The 25,529-nt window shown below is 40.8% G+C and carries 23 protein-coding genes, 3 tRNA genes, 2 rRNA genes and 2 pseudogenes (1 of these 30 running past the window's edge); 9 read left to right on the top strand and 21 right to left on the bottom strand.

All coding sequences use genetic code 11. The annotated features are described in order from the left end of the window. From N8A89_RS14240 to N8A89_RS14225, 4 genes are all read right to left on the bottom strand, one after another. Window positions 1-356: ribosomal RNA gene (locus N8A89_RS14240) — 23S ribosomal RNA — on the bottom strand; it reaches 2,477 nt to the left of the window's first position. A gap of 238 nt (window positions 357-594) precedes the next feature. Then, a tRNA-Ala gene (locus N8A89_RS14235) sits at window positions 595-668 on the bottom strand. Window positions 669-805: 137 nt separating this feature from the next. Then, a tRNA-Ile gene (locus tag N8A89_RS14230) sits at window positions 806-879 on the bottom strand. A 167-nt stretch (window positions 880-1,046) separates the two neighbouring features. Next, window positions 1,047-2,575: ribosomal RNA gene (locus N8A89_RS14225) — 16S ribosomal RNA — on the bottom strand. The 16S and 23S rRNA genes sit together here with 2 tRNA genes alongside, the layout of an rRNA operon. Window positions 2,576-3,128: 553 nt before the next feature. Between N8A89_RS14225 and thrS the strand changes: the two genes are divergently transcribed. The 4 genes and pseudogenes from thrS (at window position 3,129) to rplT (ending at window position 6,495) form a co-directional block, all read left to right on the top strand. Beyond that, a complete protein-coding gene (thrS, locus tag N8A89_RS14220; RefSeq protein WP_281542833.1) occupies window positions 3,129-5,069 on the top strand; it encodes a threonine--tRNA ligase in 1,941 nt (646 codons plus the stop codon). 31 nt (window positions 5,070-5,100) lie between these two features. Beyond that, entirely contained in the window at window positions 5,101-5,658 is a 558-nt protein-coding gene (infC, locus tag N8A89_RS14215) for a translation initiation factor IF-3 (RefSeq protein WP_430682125.1), read from the top strand. Window positions 5,659-5,823: 165 nt separating this feature from the next. Further along, a pseudogene (rpmI, locus tag N8A89_RS14210) lies at window positions 5,824-6,020 on the top strand (50S ribosomal protein L35). 131 nt (window positions 6,021-6,151) lie between these two features. Then, window positions 6,152-6,495: pseudogene (gene rplT / locus N8A89_RS14205) on the top strand (50S ribosomal protein L20). Window positions 6,496-6,573: 78 nt separating this feature from the next. Here the strand turns inward: rplT and N8A89_RS14200 are convergent. Further along, complete coding sequence (locus tag N8A89_RS14200; RefSeq protein ID WP_281542832.1) at window positions 6,574-6,846, bottom strand: EF-hand domain-containing protein; 273 nt, start codon at window positions 6,844-6,846, stop codon at window positions 6,574-6,576. Between the two features lie 12 nt (window positions 6,847-6,858). Continuing rightward, window positions 6,859-7,278 carry a secondary thiamine-phosphate synthase enzyme YjbQ gene (locus N8A89_RS14195; protein ID WP_281542831.1) on the bottom strand — a complete coding sequence of 140 codons (420 nt, stop codon included), beginning with the start codon at window positions 7,276-7,278 and terminating at the stop codon, window positions 6,859-6,861. Window positions 7,279-7,372: 94 nt separating this feature from the next. Between N8A89_RS14195 and N8A89_RS14190 the strand changes: the two genes are divergently transcribed. Next, window positions 7,373-8,167 (top strand): HAD family hydrolase, encoded by a 795-nt coding sequence (locus tag N8A89_RS14190; protein WP_281542830.1) that lies wholly within the window; start codon window positions 7,373-7,375, stop codon window positions 8,165-8,167. On the opposite strand, the gene N8A89_RS14185 is transcribed toward N8A89_RS14190, so the two are convergent. The 6 genes from N8A89_RS14185 to tgt all read right to left on the bottom strand — a co-directional run bounded on the left by N8A89_RS14185 (window position 8,164) and on the right by tgt (window position 15,376). Further along, on the bottom strand, window positions 8,164-9,429 hold the full coding sequence (locus N8A89_RS14185) for an asparagine synthetase B (protein ID WP_281542829.1): 1,266 nt from the start codon (window positions 9,427-9,429) through the stop codon (window positions 8,164-8,166). The genes N8A89_RS14190 and N8A89_RS14185 overlap by 4 nt on opposite strands. Before the next feature lie 143 nt (window positions 9,430-9,572). Next, window positions 9,573-11,123: a replicative DNA helicase gene (gene dnaB / locus N8A89_RS14180; RefSeq protein ID WP_281542828.1), complete on the bottom strand. Its 1,551-nt coding sequence runs from the start codon at window positions 11,121-11,123 to the stop codon at window positions 9,573-9,575. A gap of 166 nt (window positions 11,124-11,289) precedes the next feature. Further along, complete coding sequence (locus N8A89_RS14175; RefSeq protein WP_281542827.1) at window positions 11,290-12,243, bottom strand: acetyl-CoA carboxylase carboxyltransferase subunit alpha; 954 nt, start codon at window positions 12,241-12,243, stop codon at window positions 11,290-11,292. Between the two features lie 58 nt (window positions 12,244-12,301). After that, window positions 12,302-13,177 carry a DMT family transporter gene (locus N8A89_RS14170; RefSeq protein ID WP_281542826.1) on the bottom strand — a complete coding sequence of 292 codons (876 nt, stop codon included), beginning with the start codon at window positions 13,175-13,177 and terminating at the stop codon, window positions 12,302-12,304. Beyond that, entirely contained in the window at window positions 13,164-14,246 is a 1,083-nt protein-coding gene (locus N8A89_RS14165) for an LptF/LptG family permease (protein ID WP_281542825.1), read from the bottom strand. The genes N8A89_RS14170 and N8A89_RS14165 overlap by 14 nt, the downstream gene beginning before the upstream one ends. After that, window positions 14,246-15,376, bottom strand: coding sequence for a tRNA guanosine(34) transglycosylase Tgt (gene tgt, locus N8A89_RS14160; RefSeq protein WP_289644493.1), 1,131 nt, complete (start codon window positions 15,374-15,376; stop codon window positions 14,246-14,248). Before tgt ends, N8A89_RS14165 begins: the two co-directional genes overlap by 1 nt. Before the next feature lie 240 nt (window positions 15,377-15,616). Here tgt and N8A89_RS14155 point away from each other — a divergent pair, with 240 nt between their 5' ends. Beyond that, on the top strand, window positions 15,617-16,207 hold the full coding sequence (locus tag N8A89_RS14155) for a porin family protein (RefSeq protein WP_281542824.1): 591 nt from the start codon (window positions 15,617-15,619) through the stop codon (window positions 16,205-16,207). A 68-nt stretch (window positions 16,208-16,275) separates the two neighbouring features. On the opposite strand, the gene N8A89_RS14150 is transcribed toward N8A89_RS14155, so the two are convergent. Then, window positions 16,276-17,250, bottom strand: a complete 975-nt coding sequence (locus tag N8A89_RS14150; protein WP_281542823.1) for an FKBP-type peptidyl-prolyl cis-trans isomerase — start codon at window positions 17,248-17,250, stop codon at window positions 16,276-16,278. Window positions 17,251-17,328: 78 nt separating this feature from the next. Between N8A89_RS14150 and N8A89_RS14145 the strand changes: the two genes are divergently transcribed. Together N8A89_RS14145 and N8A89_RS14140 are read left to right on the top strand one after the other, a co-directional pair. Next, complete coding sequence (locus N8A89_RS14145) at window positions 17,329-17,757, top strand: RNA-binding S4 domain-containing protein (RefSeq protein ID WP_289644492.1); 429 nt, start codon at window positions 17,329-17,331, stop codon at window positions 17,755-17,757. Between the two features lie 45 nt (window positions 17,758-17,802). Beyond that, window positions 17,803-18,300 carry a phosphoribosyltransferase family protein gene (locus N8A89_RS14140; protein ID WP_289644491.1) on the top strand — a complete coding sequence of 166 codons (498 nt, stop codon included), beginning with the start codon at window positions 17,803-17,805 and terminating at the stop codon, window positions 18,298-18,300. On the opposite strand, the gene N8A89_RS14135 is transcribed toward N8A89_RS14140, so the two are convergent. After that, a complete protein-coding gene (locus tag N8A89_RS14135) occupies window positions 18,292-18,807 on the bottom strand; it encodes a shikimate kinase (protein WP_289644490.1) in 516 nt (171 codons plus the stop codon). The genes N8A89_RS14140 and N8A89_RS14135 overlap by 9 nt on opposite strands. A 136-nt stretch (window positions 18,808-18,943) precedes the next feature. On the opposite strand from N8A89_RS14135, the gene N8A89_RS14130 reads away from it, so the two are divergent. After that, window positions 18,944-19,016: transfer RNA gene (locus N8A89_RS14130), tRNA-Lys, on the top strand. 82 nt (window positions 19,017-19,098) lie between these two features. Here the strand turns inward: N8A89_RS14130 and N8A89_RS14125 are convergent. The 7 genes from N8A89_RS14125 to N8A89_RS14095 form a co-directional block, all read right to left on the bottom strand. Next, window positions 19,099-20,919, bottom strand: a complete 1,821-nt coding sequence (locus N8A89_RS14125; protein ID WP_281542822.1) for an AMP-dependent synthetase/ligase — start codon at window positions 20,917-20,919, stop codon at window positions 19,099-19,101. An 82-nt stretch (window positions 20,920-21,001) separates the two neighbouring features. Then, on the bottom strand, window positions 21,002-21,466 hold the full coding sequence (locus tag N8A89_RS14120) for a MaoC family dehydratase (RefSeq protein ID WP_289644489.1): 465 nt from the start codon (window positions 21,464-21,466) through the stop codon (window positions 21,002-21,004). Between the two features lie 10 nt (window positions 21,467-21,476). Next, a complete protein-coding gene (locus N8A89_RS14115) occupies window positions 21,477-22,214 on the bottom strand; it encodes an SDR family NAD(P)-dependent oxidoreductase (protein ID WP_281542819.1) in 738 nt (245 codons plus the stop codon). Window positions 22,215-22,227: 13 nt separating this feature from the next. Further along, window positions 22,228-23,202 (bottom strand): NADPH:quinone oxidoreductase family protein, encoded by a 975-nt coding sequence (locus N8A89_RS14110; protein ID WP_281542818.1) that lies wholly within the window; start codon window positions 23,200-23,202, stop codon window positions 22,228-22,230. Further along, the gene (locus tag N8A89_RS14105) at window positions 23,199-23,723 is read right to left on the bottom strand and encodes a DUF4442 domain-containing protein (RefSeq protein ID WP_281542817.1); all 525 of its coding nucleotides are present in this window, start codon (window positions 23,721-23,723) and stop codon (window positions 23,199-23,201) included. The genes N8A89_RS14110 and N8A89_RS14105 overlap by 4 nt, the downstream gene beginning before the upstream one ends. Window positions 23,724-23,732: 9 nt before the next feature. Next, the gene (locus N8A89_RS14100; protein ID WP_281542816.1) at window positions 23,733-24,737 is read right to left on the bottom strand and encodes an NADP-dependent oxidoreductase; all 1,005 of its coding nucleotides are present in this window, start codon (window positions 24,735-24,737) and stop codon (window positions 23,733-23,735) included. A 12-nt stretch (window positions 24,738-24,749) separates the two neighbouring features. Further along, window positions 24,750-25,523 carry an enoyl-CoA hydratase/isomerase family protein gene (locus tag N8A89_RS14095; protein WP_281542815.1) on the bottom strand — a complete coding sequence of 258 codons (774 nt, stop codon included), beginning with the start codon at window positions 25,521-25,523 and terminating at the stop codon, window positions 24,750-24,752. Window positions 25,524-25,529 lie beyond the last annotated feature (6 nt).

The raw sequence follows: 25,529 nt of genomic DNA, 5'->3' as shown, positions 1-25,529 counted from the left end.
CTATCACCGTCTATGGCCAAGCTTTCCAACTTGTTCTAGTTCATCACCGCTCGAACGTCGTGGTCCTACAACCCCGCTGTCGCCGAAACGACAACGGTTTGGACTAATCCGATTTCGCTCGCCGCTACTATCGGAATCACTTTTGTTTTCTCCTCCTCCGGGTACTTAGATGTTTCAGTTCCCCGGGTTTGCCTCCCTTGCGGGATACCATGTCTTCAACATGGTGGGTTGCCCCATTCGGATACCTGCGGATCATATCGTGTGTGCCGATCCCCGCAGCTTTTCGCAGCTTATCACGTCCTTCTTCGCCTCTGAGAGCCTAGGCATTCCCCATACGCCCTTTTCCAGCTTGTCGCCAAACCTTCTTATTGCTTACTTATTATTATGTTCGTACTCTTTACTTTCATCGTACGCACAAGTGCGTACGACTAAGATTCGTGTTTCTTTCTTTTTAGGTATATACGACACTGATGTCGTATATCCTGTTCCAATATGTCAATGAACGTGTGGCGGGGTCGCCACGTACAGATTTAACCGTCGTGTCGACCTTGATACACTAGGGAATAATATAAATTATCCCTAGGCATCGCCTAGTGGAGAATATCGGAGTCGAACCGATGACCTCCTGCGTGCAAGGCAGGCGCTCTAGCCAGCTGAGCTAATCCCCCGTAATTCAGTTGTCGGTTATCAGTTAACAGTTATCGGTTAATTGATGACTATGCGCCAACTGGGGTTACCCAACTTCAAGAATTTCCTTCAATATTTCAATCTCAATGAACGTTCCCCTTCCAAAAAAGGGGGCCTGTAGTCCCAGGCAGACTCGAACTGCCGACCTCTACATTATCAGTGTAGCGCTCTAACCAGCTGAGCTATGGGACTGTCCCTACCACTCTTGGCAATGTACCAAAAGGGCAATTACTTGTATATTATGATTGTGGAGGCTACGTAGAGGGAACGATATCATGAAAAAAATAGACCGAAAGACCGGGACCGGAAACTTGTTTCCGAAAACCGTCGGGGACCGTCCTTAAAAGGACAATCTCTAGAAAGGAGGTGTTCCAGCCGCACCTTCCGGTACGGCTACCTTGTTACGACTTAGCCCTAGTTACCGATCTTGCCCTAGGCCGCTCCTTACGGTGACGGACTTCAGGCACTCCCGGCTTCCATGGCTTGACGGGCGGTGTGTACAAGGCCCGGGAACGTATTCACCGGATCATGGCTGATATCCGATTACTAGCGATTCCAGCTTCACGGGGTCGAGTTGCAGACCCCGATCCGAACTGTGACCGGTTTTGTAGATTCGCTCCGCCTTGCGACGTGGCTGCTCTCTGTACCGGCCATTGTAGCACGTGTGTGGCCCAGGACGTAAGGGCCGTGATGATTTGACGTCATCCCCACCTTCCTCACGGTTTGCACCGGCAGTCCCGTTAGAGTCCCCATCATGACATGCTGGCAACTAACGGTAGGGGTTGCGCTCGTTATAGGACTTAACCTGACACCTCACGGCACGAGCTGACGACAACCATGCAGCACCTTGCAAATTGCCCGAAGGAAAAGGTATCTCTACCCCTGTCAAAATGCATTTAAGCCCTGGTAAGGTTCCTCGCGTATCATCGAATTAAACCACATGCTCCACCGCTTGTGCGGGCCCCCGTCAATTCCTTTGAGTTTCATTCTTGCGAACGTACTCCCCAGGTGGGATACTTATCACTTTCGCTTGGCCGCCCAGGTCTCAAGGACCCGGACAGCTAGTATCCATCGTTTACGGCGTGGACTACCAGGGTATCTAATCCTGTTCGCTCCCCACGCTTTCGTCCATCAGCGTCAGTACATGGTTAGTCAGCTGCCTTCGCAATCGGTGTTCTATGTAATATCTATGCATTTCACCGCTACACTACATATTCCGCCAACTTCACCATGACTCAAGACGATCAGTATCAAAGGCAATTCTACAGTTGAGCTGCAGACTTTCACCACTGACTTAATCGCCCGCCTACGGACCCTTTAAACCCAATAATTCCGGATAACGCTCGGACCCTCCGTATTACCGCGGCTGCTGGCACGGAGTTAGCCGGTCCTTATTCTTACGGTACCGTCAACAGGCCACACGTGGCCCTTTTTCTTCCCGTATAAAAGCAGTTTACTACCCATAGGGCATTCTTCCTGCACGCGGCATGGCTGGATCAGAGTCTCCTCCATTGTCCAATATTCCTCACTGCTGCCTCCCGTAGGAGTCTGGTCCGTGTCTCAGTACCAGTGTGGGGGATCCCCCTCTCAGGGCCCCTACCCATCGTAGCCATGGTAAGCCGTTACCTTACCATCGAGCTAATGGGACGCATGGCCATCTTCTACCGGCCGAAGCCTTTAACCGGTAAACAATGCTGTTAGCCGGTACCACGGGGCATTAATCCAAGTTTCCCTGGGCTATTCCCCTGTAGAAGGTAGGTTCCATACGCGGTGCGCACCCGTGCGCCGGTCGCCGGCAAAGTGCAAGCACTTCCCGCTGCCCCTCGACTTGCATGTGTTAGGCCTGCCGCTAGCGTTCATCCTGAGCCAGGATCAAACTCTTCATCGTTGTTTCATTTGTATTCGTCCCAACGTCTCCGAAATTTCCGTCCCCGGCCCCGATCCGATCGATCTAATTCTTGATATCTTAATATATTCTCTACCGCCACCACCGGAAAAGACCCGAAGACCCCTCCCGATGATAGCTTTGTTCTCCACAATATGTCAATGAACTCCATAAACCCGGGAAAAACTCCCCGGACATCGCCCCAGGTATCTCCCAAAGCGGGTGCAAATATAAGAGTGTTTTTTTAATTAAAAATAAAATTAACCTCTTTTTTACACTTTTTTTTACTCAATTTTTAACCTCTTCAACCCTAGGTTATTATGAACCATAAAAATTTAAAGGGCATTGAATTTAGCAAATAAATGCAATATAAACAACGGAGATAATAGAAAAATTAATTTTGCGTTAGGGACAGAAATGATATCCCCGAGCGCAGTGAGGGATATAATGTGTGGCCCGACCCCATATTACCCCGTGGGGAACGCCCAAAACATAGTTCCAATAAATTGTGGACTTGAATACTAGATATTATCTTTGCCCACTTACATATACAACGATGATTAAAATTACTTTGCCGGACGGCTCTATAAAAGAATTTGAACAAGGCACTACCCCAATGGTGGTTGCCAAGAGTATTAGCGAGGGGCTTGCGAGAAACGTTATTTCCGCAAAGTTCAATGATACCGTCGTTGAAACTTCTACTCCTTTGAACGAGGATGGGGCTTTAATACTTTATACTTGGAACGATAAGGAGGGTAAAACCGCTTTTTGGCATTCTACCTCACATATTGTTGCACAAGCGTTGGAGGAGCTATACCCGGGGGTTAAACTTACTATAGGGCCAGCCATTGAAAATGGGTTCTACTACGACGTAGATTTACCGGATGGCACTATCTCTGAAAAAGATTTTCAGCGTATAGAGCAAAAAGCCATTGATATCGCCCGAGGCAAACATGATTTTAACATGAGGTCCGTTTCCAAATCGGACGCATTGGAATTTTATAAAAGCGAAGGTAACGAGTACAAAGTTGAACTGATCGAAAACTTGGAGGACGGGACCATTACGTTTTGTGACCATGATACATTTACAGATTTGTGCCGCGGGGGACATATACCCAATACGGGTATCGTAAAGGCCATAAAAATCCTGAGTGTTGCGGGCGCCTACTGGCGCGGAAACGAAAACAATCCACAACTAACTAGGGTATACGGAATTTCATTCCCGAAACAGAAAGAGCTCACAGAATATTTGGAGCTTTTGGAAGAAGCAAAAAAACGAGACCATAGGAAGTTGGGCAAGGAACTGGAGTTGTTCACATTTTCACAAAAAGTAGGACAAGGTTTGCCGTTATGGCTTCCTAAAGGAGCAGCTTTGCGGGAACGACTTGAAGATTTTCTGAAAAAGGCCCAGAAAAAAGCAGGCTACGAAATGGTGGTCACTCCTCATATTGGACAAAAAGAGCTGTATGTAACTTCCGGACATTACGAAAAATACGGGGCGGATAGTTTTCAGCCTATCAAAACCCCAAAAGAGGATGAGGAGTTTTTACTGAAACCTATGAACTGTCCTCACCATTGTGAGATATACAACGCCAAACCTTTTAGCTATAGGGAACTACCCAAAAGATATGCCGAATTCGGTACAGTATATAGATACGAACAGAGTGGGGAACTGCATGGACTTACTAGGGTCAGGGGTTTTACCCAAGACGATGCGCATATTTTTTGTACCCCTAATCAGGTAGATCAAGAGTTTAAAAATGTCATTGATCTTTCCCTTTATGTATTAGGGTCCCTTGGTTTTGATAATTTTACCGCCCAAGTGTCTGTTCGTGATCCGGAAAATCCAGATAAATATATAGGAACAAAGGAGAACTGGGAAAAAGCGGAAAACGCCATTATTAATGCCGCCAAGGAAAAGGGACTGGATTTTGTTGTTGAGGAGGGTGAAGCAGCATTTTATGGACCTAAGCTAGATTTTATGGTGAAGGACGCATTGGGAAGGCAATGGCAGTTAGGTACAATACAAGTAGATTATACGCTTCCTGAGCGATTTGACCTAACCTATAAAGGTAGTGACAATGAACTCCATAGGCCTATTATGATACATAGGGCTCCTTTTGGTAGCATGGAAAGGTTCATAGCCCTTTTGTTGGAACATACTGGTGGTAATTTCCCCTTGTGGTTAATTCCAGAACAGGCGATTATACTGCCCGTGAGTGAGAAACATGAAAAATATGCGGAAAAAGTTTTAAAATCCCTAGAAAATAACGAAATTCGCGCCCTCATTGATAATAGGAGCGAGACGGTTGGCAAGAAAATAAGGGAGGCAGAAATGAATAAAATTCCCTTTATGTTGATTGTAGGTGAAAACGATGAAAATGAGAATACAATTTCTGTCCGCAGACATGGCGGTGAAGATTTAGGAGCCATCTCTATAGAACAGTTTACTGACTTGGTCGATACGGAAATAAATAGTACCTTAAAGTCGTTTTGAAATTTATAAGTTTAATTAAAAATAATTAGTCATAGCAATACGTAAAAGATTTAGACCCCAACCTAGAAGGGAAAATAAGAACCCTCACAATATCAATGAAAAAATACTTGCTCCAGAAGTAAGGTTGGTAGGCGACAATGTGGAAGTAGGTGTATACCCCATTCGAAAGGCTTTGGACTTGTCCAATGAATTAGAGTTGGATTTGGTTGAAATTTCGCCAAAAGCGAAACCTCCTGTTTGTAAAATCATAGACTATAAAAAGTTTTTGTACGAGCAGAAAAAAAGGGATAAAGCCATGAAAGCGAAAGCTTCCAAGGTGGTAGTCAAAGAAATAAGATTTGGTCCCAACACGGATGATCACGATTATGAGTTTAAGAAAAAACATGCTGAGAAGTTTCTTAAGGATGGTGCCAAATTAAAGGCATATGTTTTTTTCAAGGGAAGATCTATCGTTTATAAAGACCAGGGTGAAATTTTGCTTTTAAAATTAGCATCCGAACTGGAAGAATTAGGCAAAGTGGAGCAAATGCCTAGATTGGAAGGAAAGAGAATGACAATGTTCATTGCCCCTAAGACAAAGAGCAAATAAAATAAGGATTAGTCCAACATTACACTAAAGTGTAATGATGGAAGCATTTTATCAAGCCCGTTTTAGGGCTTGTTGAATGAAAAAAAATACTGGAACTTGAATTGGCTTTGTAGCTAAAACAGGTTTCGGTACAAAGTGAGATCAATTAATATAAACTAGGAGAAAATGCCTAAACAGAAAACAAAATCCAGTGCCAAAAAGCGTTTTAAGCTTACGGGTACCGGTAAAATTAAAGAAAGCACGCTTTTAAGAGCCATATTCTTACAAAGAAGTCTAAAAAGCGGAAGCTTGCGTTAACTCATGACACATTGGTTCATCCACATGATGTTAACAGTATTAAAGAGCAATTACGTTTAAAGTAAAATAGCTCAAAAGGTAAAATTATTAACCATGGAGTTAGGCCAAAACTTTAACTGTCCACAGTGAGACAACTAGAAGTTAAAAAACAAAGAGTCGATTTTAGACCGCCTACTACAAAAACAATTAGAAAAAAATGCCAAGATCAGTAAATGCAGTAGCTTCCAGAGCCAGAAGAAAAAGGTAATGAAGCAAGCCAAAGGTTACTTTGGAAGACGTAAAAACGTTTGGACAGTAGCAAAAAATGCGGTGGAAAAAGCAATGTTATATGCTTATAGAGACCGTAGAAACAAAAAAAGAACTTTTCGTGCCCTATGGATTACCCGTATTAATGCCGGTGCCAGATTACACGGAATGTCATACAGCCAGTTCATGGGCGGTGTAAAAGCTAAAGGAATAGAATTGAACCGAAAGGTACTTGCCGATTTAGCAATGAACCATCCGGAAGCTTTTAAAGCTGTTGTAGAACAGGTAAAATAAAAATAAGAAATCTCACTTTTAGAAAATCCGGTCCGCCAGTAGGTGGACCGGATTTTTTCTTTTTATTAACCAATAGAATTAGGCCTTTTTAATCTTGGAGACGGCCATTTTAAATTCTTCCCAATCAATCAATTCATCCTTGTTCTTGTCATATCCCTCAATGAGTTTTGAAGAAACAATTCCTCTTAAAAAGCCATTGATTTCTGCTTCTTTCAATAACTTCACGATTTCCCCTTTATTAAGTTTTCTATCGTTGTCCTGGTCAAAAAATTCAAAAGCCTCTTCCGGTGTTTGAAAATGATTGGTAATCAAAATTTGAATTTTATTTAAAATAGATTCTTCCGTTGTCATAAATTATTTTTTTTAATTAATTATTGTAATTACAATACTCCTACCAGAAGCTCGATCCCGATGTTCACAGAGATATATCCCTTGCCAGATACCTAAATTTAATTTTCCCTTTGTAATGGGGATCTGCACGGATGCGCCCATTAAAGATGCCTTTATATGAGCCGGCATATCATCGGCCCCTTCATAGGTGTGAATATAATATGGTGCGTTTTCAGGGACCATTACATTCATATGACTTTCAAAATCGGTTCGAACCGTAGGATCGGCATTTTCATTCATAGTTAAACTTGCGGAAGTGTGTTTGATGAAAATATGGCAGATGCCCATTTCTATATTACCCATTTCACGTAGTGTGTCATTTATCTGATTGGTGATTAAATGAAAACCTCTAGGGTAGGCACGAAGTCTAATTTCCTTTTGAAAAAAACTCATTAGCTGCAAATATGAATTAAAGGTAAAACTTTAGGATGAATACCCATAAATAACCCATATTGAAATACCTTTGCCTACTAATAGTATGAAGTTTATGAATTTATCCAAAGTGAAGATGGTAGTATCGGATATGGATGGGACCTTGTTAAATTCCAAGCATGAGGTGAGCGACCGTTTTTTTGAATTATTTCAACAATTAAAGACTCAGGACATTCAATTCATAGCGGCAAGTGGCAGACAATATAATAGTATTATTGAAAAGCTTCATCCAATTAAGGATGATATAATCGTGATTGCCGAGAATGGGGGATTTGCAATGAACAAAGGGAAGGAAATACTTTCTACGCCATTGCCCCAAAAAAACATCGTTGAAATCCTTGATACCCTGGCAAATGTTCCTAATATTTACCCCATACTATGTGGTAAACATAACGCTTATGTTTCCAGAACCTCCGAAGTGTTCATCAACAAACTCAAAGAATATTATACCGAATTTAGTTTGGTTGATGATTTTTACCATTTTGAAGAGCAAATCATTAAAATAGCCATCTACCATTTTGAAAGCTCCGAACGTTACATCTATCCTTTTGTGAGTCATTTAGAGGATACGCTGCAGGTAAAAATTTCCGGGGAGAATTGGGTGGATATATCCAGTCCTAATGCCAATAAAGGATATGCATTGGATAAAGTCATGTCGCTTTATAACATAAAGCCGGACGAATTAATGGTCTTTGGCGACTACAACAACGATTTAGAAATGTTGGCCTTGGCAGATTTTAGTTTTGCTATGGAAAATGCGCATCCTAATGTAAAAAAAGCCGCGAGCTATTCAACAAGCAGTAATGACAATTATGGTGTTGAGAAAATCTTAGAAAAATTGATTTTTTAGGTCTTTTGCTTTTTCTTTCTTGCGGCAGGAAACAACACATTGTTCAGTATCAAACGATAGCCGGGTGAGGTGGGATGTAGTTCCAATTCTGTTTTCGGGTCCCCTACCCTATGCTGGTAATCCTCAGGATCATGTCCGCCGTAAAAGGTAAAAAAACCTTTTCCCTTTATCCCATGAATGTACCTAGCTTCTGAGTTTAATTTATTCTCTCCTAGAACCAGTACCGTAGGTTTGAGTTCAGAACGTGTAAAAGCTGTCGTTTGCCCCATAAAACCTTTGACTAGGGATGTATGGTTCTGACATAGCATCGTAGGAACAGGGTCCCATTTGGCCGAAAAGTCCATCAAAGAAAAATAGTCCGATTCCTTTGGAACATTGCCCCTTTTGTTTGTCATATCGATTGATGAAAACTCATACTTTAGAGGACTACGTTCCAAAGTAAAATCTTTGAAGGCAAAGGTTCTGGAATAATCCAAACTTGCTTGGTAGTTGGGGTCGGAAGCATCCCCGTCAAACATAGGTTCGCAGATATCTACGCCATCGGCTGCCAATGCAATATCAAAACTATCCGTTGCGGAGCACATGGCAAACATAAATCCACCACCAATAACGTAATTCCTAATCTTTGAGGCTACGGCGCCTTTCTCTTTGGAGACCTTATCATACCCCAACTTCTTGGCCAATTGCTCAGCCTCCTTCTTTCCATCAATATACCAAGGTGTTGCCCTGTAGGCCCCATAAAATTTACCATACTGTCCCGTAAAATCCTCATGATGTAAATGAAGCCAATCATACAGCGCCAATTTATCGTTAAGAACTTCTTCGTCATAAATGGTAACATAAGGAATCTCTGCGTATGTAAGCGCCATAGTAACGGCGTCGTCCCATGGTTGATTTCCTTTTGGGGAATACACCGCTATTTTAGGTGGCTTTTCTAATATGACTGCATCCTGATTTCTAGACGGACTACTAATCTCGTCCAAAATGGCATTAGCCTGGCTATCTGAAAGAATTTCGAACGACACCCCTCGTATTTGACATTCTTTTCGAATGCTTTCCCCGTCAGGAAATAAAAATGAACCTCCTCTATAATTCAATAACCATTGTACCTTCTGCTGCTTTGAAAGCACCCAATACGTTATTCCATATGCCTTTAAATGATTTTTCTGCCCTTCGGCATCCATTGGGATAAGGATGGATGACGCAGTCATTTGCAGGATACTGAAAAGAATAAATAACCAAGAAACAAGACCTTTACTCATGAATTAACTTTGTGGGCGTTATTCAAAGTTAACGAGAAAATCAAATAATGAATTGCGTGGTGAGTTAAAGATTTCGTAATACAGAAGATTCAATGGTTATTGAAGAATAACAATAAACCCAAACGTCTATCTACAAATTATTTTTAAAAAGGCACATCGTTATCGTCCTCAGGGCCCAAACCGTCGTTCAGGGAGCTGCCAAAAGCTTCATCCGTACTAGGTAGATTTTTAGTTAAGAATGGATTCTCCTCATTGGCGTTCATTTTCGATTGAAACTCAAAAGGGGAATCAAAATCATCTAAATTATCGAACTTACCAAGGTTACCAATGAACTTTAATCGAATGTTATCCAACCCACCGTTACGGTGTTTGGCCACAATAAATTCCGCCTGACCCTGAGTAGGTGTTCGTTCTTCATCATCCCATTCTTCAATCTTATAGTACTCCGGCCTGTAGATGAAGGAAACGATATCCGCATCTTGCTCAATGGCCCCGGACTCCCGTAAATCTGAAAGAATAGGTCTTTTGCTACCGCCCCTGGTTTCCACCGCACGGGATAGTTGCGATAGTGCAATCACCGGTACGTTCAATTCTTTGGCCAATGCTTTTAGGTTTCGGGAAATGGTCGAAATTTCCTGTTCCCTGTTTCCGCCCTTCTGACTACCACCAGCTGTCATCAACTGTAAATAATCTACAATGACCATTTTGATACCATGTTGCGATGCCAAACGCCTAGCTTTGGCCCTTAGGTCAAAAATGGAAAGTGAGGGCGTATCGTCTATAAACAAAGGCGCCTTCTCCAGTGTTTTGACTTTAACGTTCAATTGCTCCCACTCATGCTTCTCCAATTTACCTGTTCTTAATTTTTCCGATGACAATCCTGTCTCAGAAGAAATTAACCTTGTAATTAACTGTACAGAAGACATCTCCAGCGAAAAGAATGCTACTGGGATATTGGAGTTAACGGCAATGTTTCTGGCCATTGAAAGTGTCAACGCCGTTTTACCCATACCCGGTCGTGCCGCAACGATTACCAAATCACTTGGTTGCCAGCCAGAAGTAAGCTTATCTACTTTGTCAAATCCGGATGGAATACCGCTCAGGCCTTCCTTATTGGCGATTTCTTCAATTCGCTTTTTGGCCTGGATGACCAAATTTTGGGCAGTTTCGGCGGACCTTTTTAAATTACCCTGGGTTACGTCGTATAATTTGGATTCCGCGTTGTCCAATAAATCGAAAACGTCCGTTCCTTCATCATAGGCATCCTCAATAATTTCATTCGAAATCTTAATAAGGCTACGTTGAATGAACTTTTGTAAAATAATCCGGGCATGAAACTCAATATGAGCAGAAGATGCCACTTTTTGGGTCAGTTTTATAAGATAAAAATCCCCTCCGGCAGCCTCTAATTTTCCTGCTTTCTTTAATTGGGCGGAAACGGTTAATAAATCAACCGGTTGCGATTCCTCGAAGAGAACAAAAATGGCCTCATAAATAAATCTGTGGGAGTCTTTATAGAATACATCTGGATGTAGGATATCTATTACTTCATCCACACCCTTTTTGTCAATCATCATTGCCCCTAACACAACCTCCTCTAAATCAACCGCTTGAGGTGGTATTTTACCTCTTTCAAGATTAATTATAGTAGATTTAGCGATCTTACGACCGATTAAAGGGTTTGTGTTCTCCATGAGTGCGAAAATATGCAATTAACCTTTAGTTAACGTGAAATTTGTGCTTTAGGATGTTCACAGTTGACTAACAATTACGTGTTAATAAGTTACGATTTTATGTTGATAACAAAAAAATCCGAAGGTATATAGCTTCGGATTTTTCTGAGGTTGCTAAAACGGCATATTAGCCATTAAAAACACCCATTTCTGCGTACTTATCCATACGTTGTGTCACCAGTTCTTTTGGTGATAACTTTTGCAACTCCTCAAAAGTAGCAACGATTTTATTCTTTACAATTTCAAAAGTTTTGTCCCTATTGGCATGTGCTCCTCCAGCAGGTTCGCGAACAATTTCATCAATCAGTTTTAATTTTTTCATGTCCGTTGCCGTAAGTTTTAGGGCATCAGCCGCTCTTTCCTTAAATTCCCAGCTGCGCCATAGAATTGATGAACAGGATTCCGGAGAAATAACGGAGTACCACGTATTTTCCAACATAAGGACCTTGTCCCCCACTCCAATACCCAAGGCCCCTCCAGAGGCACCTTCTCCAATAATCACCACAATAATAGGAACCTTAAGACGGGTCATTTCTAGAATATTCCTAGCTATAGCCTCGCCTTGCCCACGTTCCTCGGCTTCAATACCAGGATAAGCACCAGGGGTATCAATAAGGCAAACTACAGGGATACCAAATTTTTCGGCAGATTTCATTAAGCGGAGTGCTTTGCGATAACCCTCCGGGTTCGCCATTCCGAAATTACGGTACTGCCGGGTCTTTGTATTATATCCTTTTTGCTGACCGATAAACATATAGCTTTGATCACCAATTTTTCCTAAACCTCCGATCATGGCCTTGTCGTCCTTTACATTACGATCACCGTGAAGCTCTAAAAAGGTTTCACCGCAAATGGCTCTAATATAATCTAAGGTATAAGGTCTGTTGGGATGCCTGGACAACTGTACTCTTTGCCAAGCGGTGAGGTTCTTATAAATTTCTTTACGGGTCTCCGTAAGTTTTTGCTCTATCTGTTTACAGGTCTCCGTTACATCAACATCACTCTCCTCTCCAATAATCATGCACTTGTCCAATTGCTCCTCCAATTCCTTGATTGGAAGTTCAAAATCCAAATATTCCATAGTAAAAAAGCTTTAGTTTTTTGGTCACCACAAATATAGAACTTTAAGCCGTAAAGTCTTAAATCTTCCTGTTCTTTAAAATTCCATTGGCGATTACAGTGAGTAATATTATTGCGGCACCAACATAAAACAATGGATTCATTTTTTCATCGGTGCCAAAAATAAACCATGCCAGAATTATTCCGTAAACAGGTTCCAAATTGGTTGTAAGCATTACGGTGTAAGGGGTGAGAACGCGCATTATTTTAACCGAAGCAATGAAGGCGTACGCCGTACATGCAAGCGCTAAAACCAATAAATAGGTCCAATCCATAATATTCAAAACAAAAAAAGCACTGTTGAATTTTCCACTTACGCCGAGCACCAGAGAAAGGAATAGCACACCAATTCCCAATTCGTAAAATGAAATGATAGATGGTTTATGGGTTTTGACCAATTTTCCATTGATAAGCGCAAAAACCGCCGCCAAAAATGCTGAAATCAGGGCAATAACCATACCGTAGGCATATTTGGATTCTACTCGGAATATGAGGTATAGCCCTATAATAACCAATAATCCGAAAAAGACTTCATAAACAATAATTTTTCTTCCATACCAGAACGGTTCCATTAACGCCGTGAAAAAAGCTCCGGTAGACATCATGGCCAATGCCACGGAAACAGTAGAAACTTTTATCGCCAAAAAGAAAGTCACCCAATGCAAAGCGACCACAATACCTCCAATAGAAAACCAGCCCAAAGTCCTTTTTGTGATTTTTAAATCAAATTTTGACAAAAAAATGTAAACCAAAATGAATAGCGATGCAAGACCCATACGGTACCAGACCAACGGAAGGGAATCTATGGAGATGAGCTTGCCCAAAATAGCCGTAAAACCCCAGATAAAAACGATAAAGTGAAGGTGGATAAGATTCCCTATTCTATCTTTTTGCATTTTGTAGCAGATAAAAAGCTAAGACGCCGAAAACTACATTGGGAATCACGACTGCCAAAAGTGGTGAAAAGCCAGATTGTTCCGCCAATGTCCCGAATACTTTGTCAAAAAAGATAAAAACGAAAGCCACGAGAATACCAAAGGCTAAATTTACGCCCATTCCACCCCTGCGTTTAACAGAGGAAACGGCTACCGCAATAATGGTCAAGATAAATGCGGTGAGCGGCAAGGCCCATCTTTTATATTTCACCAAAATATAAGTATTGATGTTAGACGCTCCCTTTCTTTTTTGGTCGGCAATGAACTTATCCAGCTCATATAGGTTTTTAGTTTCCGCTACATAGGAAACTGGGGTAAGGTCATCTATTTTAAAGGTGAACAAGGTATCTAACCGTCTTTTGCTTTCAATTATGGATGTATCTCCCCGAACGGTTCTTTTTTTATAGGATGTGAGCCGATAGATACTGTCTTTATCTACCCATCGTATGTTGGCTGCAGAAATCTTAAAATCCAATTCATTATTATTGTCGAACCTTTCAAACGTGAAGTTATGGCCCAACTGTCTGGACGGGTCAAAACTACTTACATAGATAAAATCAGTTTCGTTGAGTTGATTAAAAATATTATTGGTAATCCTATCCTTCTTTCCTTTTTTTAGATATTTATATACAAACTCGTTGAAGCCCACGCTCGCCTTAGGCACAATGAACATAGTCATAAAAAACATAAGAATGGCAACCAAAGTGGCCCCAATCAAATAGGGTCTGAGAAACCTACCGTATGAGACTCCAGAGCTTAAAATTGCCACGATTTCCGTATTGTTCGCCAATTTGGAGGTAAAAAATATGACCGATAAAAAGAGGAAAATAGGGAAAAGCAAGCTCCCAATATAAATGGTGAAATTCATGTAATACACCAGAATTTCGTTCAAGGGTGCCTCATTATCAATCATCTTACCGATCTGCTCCGCAAGATTGGCCATAATTCCTATGGGGATGAACAACAATAGCATCACAGAAAAAGTGACTAAGTAACGTTTTAGTATGTATTTGTCTATGATGGAAAGCATTACAATCGTTTGTCCATTTGTTTAACCATTACCGTTTTCCATTCCATAAAATCACCTGCCAAAATATGTTTCCTTGCTTCGCGTACCAACCAAAGATAGAAACCGAGATTGTGTATGGTTGCTATTTGCTTCCCAAGATACTCATTGGCAGCAAATAGGTGGCGTAGATAGGCCTTTGAATATTCCTTGTCCACGAACGTAGTTCCCATGTCATCCAATACGGAAAAATCATCCTCCCACTTCTTGTTCTTTATATTGATGGTACCATGGGCGGTAAAGAGCATGCCGTTACGGGCATTTCTGGTCGGCATTACACAGTCGAACATATCTATTCCCAAGGCTATATTTTCTAAAATATTTATGGGTGTACCAACACCCATCAGGTATCTAGGTTTGTCCTCTGGTAATATTTCACACACTACCTCCGTCATTCCATACATCTCCTCCGCAGGCTCTCCAACGGAAAGCCCCCCTATAGCATTCCCTTCAGCACCAGCGTTGGCAATATATTCTGCCGATTGTCTTCTTAGGTCTTTATAGGTAGAACCTTGTACGATAGGAAAGAAACCTTGTGCATAATCATATTCAAAAGGAGTTTTCTCCAAATGGGCAATACACCTGTCCAGCCATCTATGGGTCATGTGCATGGACCGCTTCGCGTAATTGTAATCACAAGGATACGGGGTACACTCATCAAAGGCCATAATGATATCCGCACCAATTACCCGTTGTATTTCCATAACATTCTCCGGCGTAAATAAATGTGTGGAACCATCTATATGTGATTTGAACTTTACGCCCTCTTCTTTTATTTTTCGGTTGGCCGAAAGGGAATACACCTGATAACCACCACTATCTGTAAGGATATTACCATCCCAACCCATAAATTTATGAAGGCCGCCAGCGGCTTTGAGTATATCGGTTTTTGGACGTAGAAACAGGTGATAGGTATTTCCAAGAATAATGTCTGGTTTAATCTCTTCCCTCAATTCCTTTTGATGAACTCCTTTAACCGAGGCCACCGTACCTACGGGCATAAAAATCGGAGTTTCTATAACACCATGGTCGGTGACAAGGGTACCAGCCCTTGCCTTAGTTAATAAATCTGTTTTATGTAGTGTAAATTTCAATGGCTAGGAATGAAGTTGCAAAGATAATGAACCGGATTTCTTTTAAGCTTAATAAAAAACTAAAGATGTCTATACCGTTCGCGTCAATATTTCAGTTGAAAAGATACTAGGCCATATGTTACAAATGCGAACTTTAGAAAGCGCAATAAAGGACTATCCTTTACGTTTTGATGGTATAACGAGAATTTGATGATGTGGTATTATTCTTGATGCCCATTTATCACTAAAAACAAAACGATTATGAAAAAAACACTTTTGCTTGCAGCTATGGTATTGTTTGGGCTTTCTGCAACGGCCCAAAGTGAATCTGGTTTTGGTATTAAAGGAGGATTGAATTACAATGCCAACGGAGATTATTTTGAATCGGCCGGGGAGGCCGCTCGCAACCCTGACAGAAATGTAGGCTATCATCTGGGCGTTTTCGGTAAAATAGGTATTTCTAGAATTTATTTCCGTCCTGAATTGGTGTACACGAAGACCAAATCCGATTATGACGGAAATGATTTTGATATGAGTAAATTGGATGCCCCCTTACTACTGGGAGTTAAAGTGATAGGACCTTTGCATCTGTTTGCCGGACCTTCTTTTCAGTATATTCTGAACACAGAATTCGATGGGATTACCATTGATGATGTGAACAATGATTTTACGGTTGGTTTAAACATTGGTGCCGGTGTTAATCTAGGTAAGTTGGGAATAGACTTGCGTTACGAACGTGGTTTTAGTGATAACGAAGCCAATTTCATTAACACGAATCTTACAACGGTTGGTCCTAGCCGCATAGATACGAGACCTGATCAACTAATTATAAGTCTTAGTCTAAAAATATAAGTGTATTTATATTAAACAAAAAAGCCCTCAAGCAAAATCTCGAGGGCTTTTTTTATTTGTGCAATGCCTTAAAGGTCATTATCCAGATGGTCAAAAATACCATCTCCGTCGGTATCTAAAAAACCTACGAAATTTCCTTCGGCATCTAATTCTATTTCTTCTATTGTTGGAATACCATCTCCATCATCATCGGTATCGTTATAATTGGCCAAATAAATAGTTATTGGTTCCGTATCACCATCCGTATTATCGTTATCTAAATTTCCGTCATTATTTAAATCCTCTAAGATTGAAGGAATACCATCGCCATCAAAATCAGTATCCTCCTCATAAGCAAAAGCGTCAATTTTAAAAATTAAAGGTGAATATGACGGTATAGAACTACTCGGGGAAACGTCAAAATATGCAAGCCCTGAAGGCATAAAAATAGCACCAATTCCAAAACCTTCATAACTTATGGTTCCATCCCCATTTTCAATTGGACCCATACCGGTTTGAAAATACTCAACACCGTTTCCAAATCCACGTCTTGTTCCAGCAGATAAATTTAAAACTACTGGCTGGTTCGACGAGGCATCAAACAATGTTCTATTCAACAAGAGACCTTCATATCTTAAAACTACATTATCTCCAATGGTTGGATTTCCTTCTTCAGATCCTTGCCTAGCAACCAAAACATATAATTTATGATCAACTACTTCCTCGTCACTTCTTCCAAAATCCGATGCCGCAACCGAGATGGTTTCGGTGATAAATTCTACACCATCTAGCATTCCGCTTTCCAGAATAGAAACTTTGTCCGCATTCTCACCCGCAATGGTATCGAAACGGATTTTATAGTCAAAATCAGCGGGAGGAGACTGAAACTCTTCGTAATTATAAAAATGAGTGGATAAAAAAGCTTGAATTTCCGCATCGTCCTCAACGGCCACCTCGCTCATCAATCTGGGAGGTACAATTTCTCCAATTGGATTATCATCATCCTTACAGGACCAAATTCCCAAAATAGCGAGTCCTATTAAACAGGCGTTCTTCAATTTCATCAACACAGATTTTTAAGGGCGCAAGATACAATTTTCCCCTATTTTTGCAGGAGACCTTAACAAAGATTTCTAATTACCATGCGAATAGACAAATACTTATGGTGTACGCGCTATTTTAAGACTAGGAACTTGGCTACCACACAGTGTAAAAAAGGTCACGTACAAGTTAACGGACAGGTGGCCAAACCCAGTAGGGAAATATTTCCTATGGACAAGCTTATAGTAAGAAAGAACCAAATTAACTATACCCTAACCGTTTTGGATATCCCAGATAGTAGGGTTGGTGCCAAGTTGGTCGACATGTACCGAAAAGACACCACGCCCGCATCCGCTTTTGAGCATAATGAACTGCTCCAATATTCAAAGGACTATTATAGAAAAAAAGGAGCCGGTAGGCCCACGAAAAAGGACCGTAGGGAAATTGACGATTATCTGGAAAGCCCTTCCCATAGTATGGACCATGAGGTAAATGAATCTCCCAAGTCTACAAAAGACGAAAAGGATTGAATCTTTTTTAAAAACATCCCTATCTTTAATTCTTATTGAAATCTTATGGAGCAGACTATACTTTCGCATCAGCAAATACAGCATAAAATTGAGCGCATTGCCTATCAAATTTATGAAGCAAATGTTTCCCAGAAAGAAATAATCATTGCTGGGATTGAAGGGGGAGGAATTAATTTTGCCAAAAAAATTGTGGCTGTTCTAAAAAAGATTACTGAAGCAGAAATCATTCTGTGCAAAGTTCATATGGACAAAAATAATCCATTAGAGAGCGGAGTTACCACCTCGATTCCTGAAGCAGACTATAAAAATAAATCGGTTGTACTGGTGGATGACGTCCTTAATTCTGGAACTACATTGATTTACGGGGTCCAGCATTTTTTAAAAACTCCACTGAAGCAACTAAAGACCGCTGTGCTCGTTAATAGAAACCATAAAAAATATCCCGTGAAGGCAGATTTTAAGGGAATCTCGTTAAGTACATCTTTACAAGAACATGTTAATGTGAGGTTTGAAGCCAAAAACGACCGCGTCTACTTAAACTAAGATTTGTTTTATTTCTTCCGATAGCTCCATTGGATTTTTTTGGTCCGCATTAATGGTATGAAAAGCTTGACTATAATAGAAACTACGTTCAAAGAGATGTTTACCAATGAATTCCGGTAGCTCTTCCACATCAATATTCTTTATCAGCGGTCTGGTTTCTTTTTGATTGGCTAGTCTGGCAACCAGTTCAGCGATAGACACTTTAATATAGCACACATTTGGTGTAGCCGCCAGTATGATTTTCATGTTATTTCCATAACATGGAGTTCCCCCACCGGATGAGAGCACAAAATCATGCTCTAAGGCTAAAATTTCCTTTAAATATTGAAATTCCAATTTTCTAAAATATATCTCTCCCCTTTCCTTAAAAATAGTTTTTATTGAAATGGATTCGGATTCCTCTATGTAATCGTCCAAGTCTAAGAATTTAATATTCAAATCCTTGGCGAGTATTTTACCGATTGTGGTCTTACCACTCCCCATATAACCTACAAGTACTATTTTCACTTATTTGCTTTGTGTAAAATTGAACTAAATTATACTCATTTCAAAAAAAAAGAAATTTCTATTAAAATCGACTTGGAAAATAAATGAATCCCCTTATATTTGCACCCGCATTCAGAGAATTGAATGCTTATTTTTTGACCTGGTAGCTCAGTTGGTAGAGCATCTCCCTTTTAAGGAGAGGGTCCTGGGTTCGAGCCCCAGCCAGGTCACAAAAAACCTTCCTTTTCGGAAGGTTTTTTCTTTTTAAGAGCGGTGGCTTTACTTTTTGAATACTGGTTTTTTACGAATTTTCTAATCCTCATAAATAGCGCTTATTTCGCTACTATACTTTTCCCTTATAATTCTTCTTTTCAATTTTAAAGTAGGCGTTAATTCGGCATCGGAACCGTCTTCGTGAATGGGTAGCCAAGCAGTAGCAATCAATCTAAACTTCTTGATTTGCTCAATATGTCCGAATTCGGGATTATATCGATCTATTACTTTCTGATATTTTCGCGTCACTTTTTCATGCAGAATCATCTCCTCTAAAGTGGTCCAATTCATTTTTTTATGAATACACCAATTCTTTAGTGCTTCTTCTGAAGGAACTATTAATGCCGAAACGAATTTTTGTTTATCGCCGATCACCATCATCTGTTCAACTAGAAAATCTTCCCTTATCCTATTTTCAATGGGTGCAGGGGCTACATACTTTCCTCCAGAGGTTTTTAATAATTCCTTTTTCCTGTCCGTAATCTTTAAAAATTTTCTCCCGCCGGGTCCGTTTACTAATTTTCCAATATCTCCTGTACAAAACCATCTTTTACCATCAATTGTTTTAAAAACTCGCTCATTAATTTCTGGTTTCTTGTAGTAGCCAAGCATTACGTTAGGGCCGTGAGCCAAAATTTCTCCTTCATCCTCTTTGTAATCCCCAGATGTTTTATCTATGAACAACTCAACACCATCAATAGGGTATCCAACCGTTCCGATCAAGGTGCCATTCGGCTCCATAGTGTTTCCGGTCAATGTGGGTGAAGTTTCCGTCAATCCGTAAGCCTCCCGAATGGGTATACCTGCAGCACAAAATACACGTAATATTTTTATGGGGCATGGAGCAGCACCGGTAACAATCTGCCTAACATTTCCGCCTAAAGCAGCTCGCCATTTGCTGAAAATTAATTTGTCCGCTAATTTCCATTTCAATTTCTCGAAAAAAGACAAACGTTGCTCTATTTCATAATCGTCCGTTAAGCTTAAAGCCCAGAAGAAGAGTTTTCTTTTGACACCTTCCAGTGCCAGACCTTTATTATAAATAGCTTCATATATTTTTTCCAATAATCGTGGTACTGTTGTAAAAGCTACGGGCTGCACAGCTGCCAAGTCGCCCTCGGGTCCACTGAGATTGTCCGTTCCGCAGAAAAATACTGAAACTCCTTTATAACAATAGCAAAAAGAAACCGCCCTTTCATAAATATGACAAAGCGGAAGAAAACTTAAAACTTTCTCCTCTGGCTTTGCCACAAGCAAATCAGAAGTCGCAATCACGACATGCATTATATTATTATGACTCAGCATCACTCCTTTAGGATTTCCGGTAGTCCCAGATGTGTAGATAATCGTTACCAAATCCTCCCCTTTTATTTCAGATTTGATACTTTCAAGACCCAAAACACCATCAGGATAAAACATTGTTTCCCAAAAAGGGCTGCCTTCGAAACCATCAAAAGTGAAAATATGTTCCAATGTAGATACCGCTTTCTGCGTTTTGGATAACTTATCGTAAAGGTCCAAACCGCCACAAAAAGCCGCTTTCACTTCTGCCTCGGTCAAAATATATTCATATTCCGATACGCTTATGGTCGGATATAATGGTATACTAATCATACCTGCCATTTGAATGGCGTAATCCATTATGACCCATTCCGGCCTGTTCTTGTACGCTACAATGGCCACCTTGTCGCCAGGCACGAGGCCAAGTTTGAGCAAGCCTGCTCCGGCCTTATTGGCAGCATCCTTTAATTCTTGGGTACTGTAGGATTGCCAATTCCCGCTATTATCCCTTCCGCTTATGGAAGCTTCCAAGGGTGTATTTTCTAATTGATAGTCTAATAAATCGAAGAGTCTGGTCATTGGTTTGGTATATTTTGGCAACCTTGGAATATACAAAATAATGTATATTCAATTTTGTAAAAATCTCTGGAATCGGTTGATTTTACTCGAACATTAAGCTTATAAATTCTGCGACACAGGCCGGTTTATCCGCCCCATCAATTTCTACAGAACATTGCCATGTAACTTTTACACCCGTATCAGCATAGTCCTCAATAGTAGTTATTTTCGCATGTAACCTTAATTTACTGTCCACCGTAACCGGATGGGGAAACCTGACTTTGTTCAACCCGTAGTTTACACCCATCTGGACCGATTGTACCTCAATCAAATCTCCCAACATTTTGGATAAGAGGGATACTGACATAAAACCATGTGCAACAGGTTTTTTAAACGGTGAATGTTTGGTAGCCTTTTCAACGTCTACATGTATCCACTGGAAATCTAGTGTAGCCTTGGCGAAATTATTGATCATTTCCTGAGTGATAGGAATCCACTCCCCAGTGGGAGGAGACTTACCCTCGAAACTGCGAAACTCATTTAAATCCTTCAAAACTAATTTTCCCATACTATGTATTTTATCTTGAGGTCCCGCCGTCAATAGTCAAACAAATTCCAGAGACGAAGCGTGCTTCGTCCGATGCCAGATATAAGTACCCATATGCAATATCAATAGGTTGCGCTACGGTCTTTAGCGGAATGCTAGCCTTTATAGCATCAAAATGCTCAGTCGGAATCTTATCCACCATATCGGTCATGGTGAAGCCCGGAGCTATGGCATTAGCGGTGATACCGTACTTTCCCAATTCCATCGTCCATGTCTTGGACATGGCAATTACCCCTGCCTTGGTTGCGGCGTAGTTCGTTTGTCCAAAATTGCCACGCAATCCGACATTGGAGGCAGCGCTTACGATTCTGCCGTACTTATTTGCCTTCATATAGGGTGCAACGGCCTGTGTACAGATAAAGACCCCCTTTAGGTTTACATCGATTACGGCATCAAATTCTTCCTCACTCATTTTTTCCAAGGTGCGGTCACGCGTAATCCCGGCGTTATTGATTAGTATATCAATTTTACCATGTTTGGAATTCACTTGTTTAAAAAGTTTTTCGACAGCTGATTTATCCGTTACCGAAACATCGTGAAATTCAGCTTTTCCTCCAGATGCGTTAATATCATCCGCTACGTCTTGACCTTGAGGCAATAGGTCCATAATAATTACGGTAGCGCCTTCCTTGGCAAATAATTCTGAAACAGCCTTTCCGATTCCTCTAGAACCACCCGTTACTACTGCAATCTTATCCTTTAATCTCATATCGATATTTTTATTAGATTTTAACCACCATTTTTCCCTTTACCTTTCTATCCATCATCTCTTCTAAGGCTTCCTTAGTATTTTCTAAGGAGACTATTTTGTGAATGTGCGGCTTTAGTTTTCCTTCGGTATACCACTGCATTAAATTTATGGTATTGGCCATATTTTCTTTCGGATATTTCATAGCAAATCCGCCCCAAAAAACACCAACTATTGATGCTCCTTTAAGTAAGGGGAGATTTAGTGGAATTTTTGGAATCTTCCCAGCCGCAAACCCTACGACCAAAAATCGTCCGTTCCATGCCGTACCTCTTAGCGCCTGTTCTGAAAAATCTCCCCCAACAGGATCATAAACGACATCCACTCCTTTACCACCTGTGATATCTTTTAAAGTAGATTTTAAATCCTGTGTAGTATAATTGATAAGTTCGTCGGCACCATACTGTTTGCATAGTGATAACTTTTCGTCCGTTGATGCAGCTGCAATTACTTTTGCGCCCATCAATTTTCCCAATTCAACAGCTGCCAGACCTACTCCGCCAGAAGCGCCCAGTACCAGCAAGGTCTCTCCTTCCATCAAAATTGCCCTGTCTTTTAAAGCATGATATGATGTGCCATAGGCCATCATGAAGGATGCTGCTATGGGAAAATCCATTTGGTCAGGTTTTGGAAAACAAGCATTACCCGGTACAATGACTTCTTCCGCAAGCCCTCCATGTGCTACAAATCCAAAAACTTCATCCCCCACTTTTAAATGACTTATCCCCTCTCCAACTTCCTTTACAATACCAGAAATATCGCTTCCTGGAGTGAATGGTAATTCAGGCTTAAACTGATACAAGCCTTGAATGATCAAGGTGTCCGGAAAATTTAGACCGCACGCCTTAACTTCGACTAAAACCTCTTTGGGACCTGCATGCAGCCCATCAATTTCCTCCAACTTTAAATTGGATGGTGGTCCATAAGATGTACACCGAATTGCTTTCATTTTTTAGATTTTGCTCTTTTATTTTTAAAATAGGGCTTATCTGCAATATAAATTGTTTTCCATACCTCACAGAATACAATGTCCCTCTCTTTATTGGTGAGTGCTGTCTTCTTAACGATTTCCGTTTCATTTTTAAGCGCAACGCTTTCCCTTATCCTATCAATCTCTTCTATGGAATAAGAGAAGTGCGCATAGAGGTTTTCCTTTGCGGGACGCTTAAAAAATATTTCAGCGGACTTATCCCAAACCACATAGTCGGAGCCTAAAATATCCATGAGTTGCACCATTGGAATCGGATCCACGGCAGCAAACATACTTCCACCAAAAATAGTGTTCACATAATTCCGGTTTTTATAGCTGATGGGTAGCTTAATTCTTATATCCATCATATCCTCAGAAACATCTACAATTCGACCGGTGCTACGCCTGTACATTGGTGAAAGGTTAAAACCATACTTGAACATCTTAGGTTTCCCGATAAACTTTGAGCCTATTTTCGCTATTTTTTGATAGAACGACATGCTTCGAAATCAATCTTCAATAACCTTTAATACTAATTTTCCTAGTTTTTCCCCTGTGAAAAGTCGGTTATACGTTTCTAGAAAGTTCTCGATTCCCTCATAGACATCTTCACGGGATTTCAACTTTCCTTCGGCCATCCATTTGCCCATTTGCTGACTGGCTTCTCCATATCTATCCGCCCAATCAAATACGATCATTCCTTGCATGGTAGCCCTGTTCACCAACAAGGATAAATAATTGGCAGGCCCTCTCATATTTTCTTTGTTGTTGTATTGTGAAATTGCGCCGCATATCACTACTCTAGCGTGCATCCGCAATCTTCCCAACGCAGCGTCCAATATTTCACCACCCACATTATCAAAATACACATCCAATCCTTTGGGGCACTCCTCCTTTAGTCGCTCCTTGATGTCTTCATTTTTATAATCGATACAGGCATCGAATCCAAGTTCATCCACTACATATTTACATTTTTCCGATCCACCGGCAATGCCAATTACCTTACAGCTCTTTATCTTGGCAATTTGTCCTACGATACTACCTACCGCACCAGCTGCACCAGAAACCAGAACAATGTCACCTTCCTTTATTTTACCAACCTCCAAAATTCCAAAATAGGCCGTCATTCCTGGCATGCCCAACGTACCAATGTAGGTGGGTAAGGAAGCTAAGTTCGGATCAACCTTGTAATAGCCCTTTCCATCAGTGGCAACATATTGCTGAACTCCCCCATGCCCTGAAATATAATCCCCCTCTTTAAACGTTGGATGGTTTTTGGCCTTTATGACTTCGCCAACCGAGCCTGCCCGCATAACGTCTCCGATTTCTACGGGCGCTATATAGGATTTTCCTTCGTTCATCCAGCCTCGCATGGCTGGATCCAGAGAGATGTAATGATTCCGCACCAATACTTGGCCTTCTTCTATTTCTGGAATAGGGTTCTCTTCTAAGGACCATGTATTTTCATCTGCGGCCCCTACTGGTCTTTCTTTAAATATGAGTTGTTTGTTCATCTTTTTATTCTTTTATTTTTTGTTCTTATTTGTAAAACTCTCTAGATAAGCCTTCATTTTTGCCCTAATTTCTGGTTTCCACCATAAAACAGAAGCTTCTTGTAATGCATTCTCTGCATTCAAATCCAACTTATCCCAAAGGCGCTTCCGTAGTTTTTTCTTTGTATTTATCAAGATTTCCTGATCGGCTTTCATGTAGTGTTTCATCTGTCTCTCCGACCGCTCAAAAACCTGATCTAAAGGAACCAATTCATCGACGAGACCAGCATCTAGAGCCTCTTTTCCACTCAACAATTTTCCTTCCAAAATATACCGATGCGCAAGTCCATCACCCATCCAAAAAGCATAAATTTCCGTAAGGTTTTGGCTTATTTGAATATTTACGGCCACTTCATTAAGACCTATTACGTAGGCCTCTCCATCGGCCATAAAGCGATTGTCACTTGTAACGGCCAACACACAGCCGCCCGCAGGCGAATGTCCGGTGATAGCCGAAATAAAGGGTTTTTTAAACTGTACCAATTGCAAATAAAGCGCACCAAATGCCGTAAAAAATTGCTGTATCTGCTCTTTATCGTATTGATACAATTCTATAAGGTCCAATCCGGCAGAAAAATAATGGGGTTGACCAGAAAGTATAACTCCCATTACATCAGGGTCATCTTCCAATTTTTTAAAAACTTCCCCCAGTTCTTTCACCATCTCATAATTTATGGCATTCACTTTTCCACGGTTCATTTGAACAATGGTGTAGTTTTCCTTTTCAATTAGTTCTAATGTATCCATGCGTCT

The sequence above is a fragment of the Maribacter aestuarii genome (assembly GCF_027474845.2).
Lineage (GTDB): Bacteria > Bacteroidota > Bacteroidia > Flavobacteriales > Flavobacteriaceae > Maribacter > Maribacter aestuarii.
The sequence above is the reverse complement of the archived record's forward strand: the minus strand, read 5'-3'. Positions and strand labels throughout refer to the sequence as shown.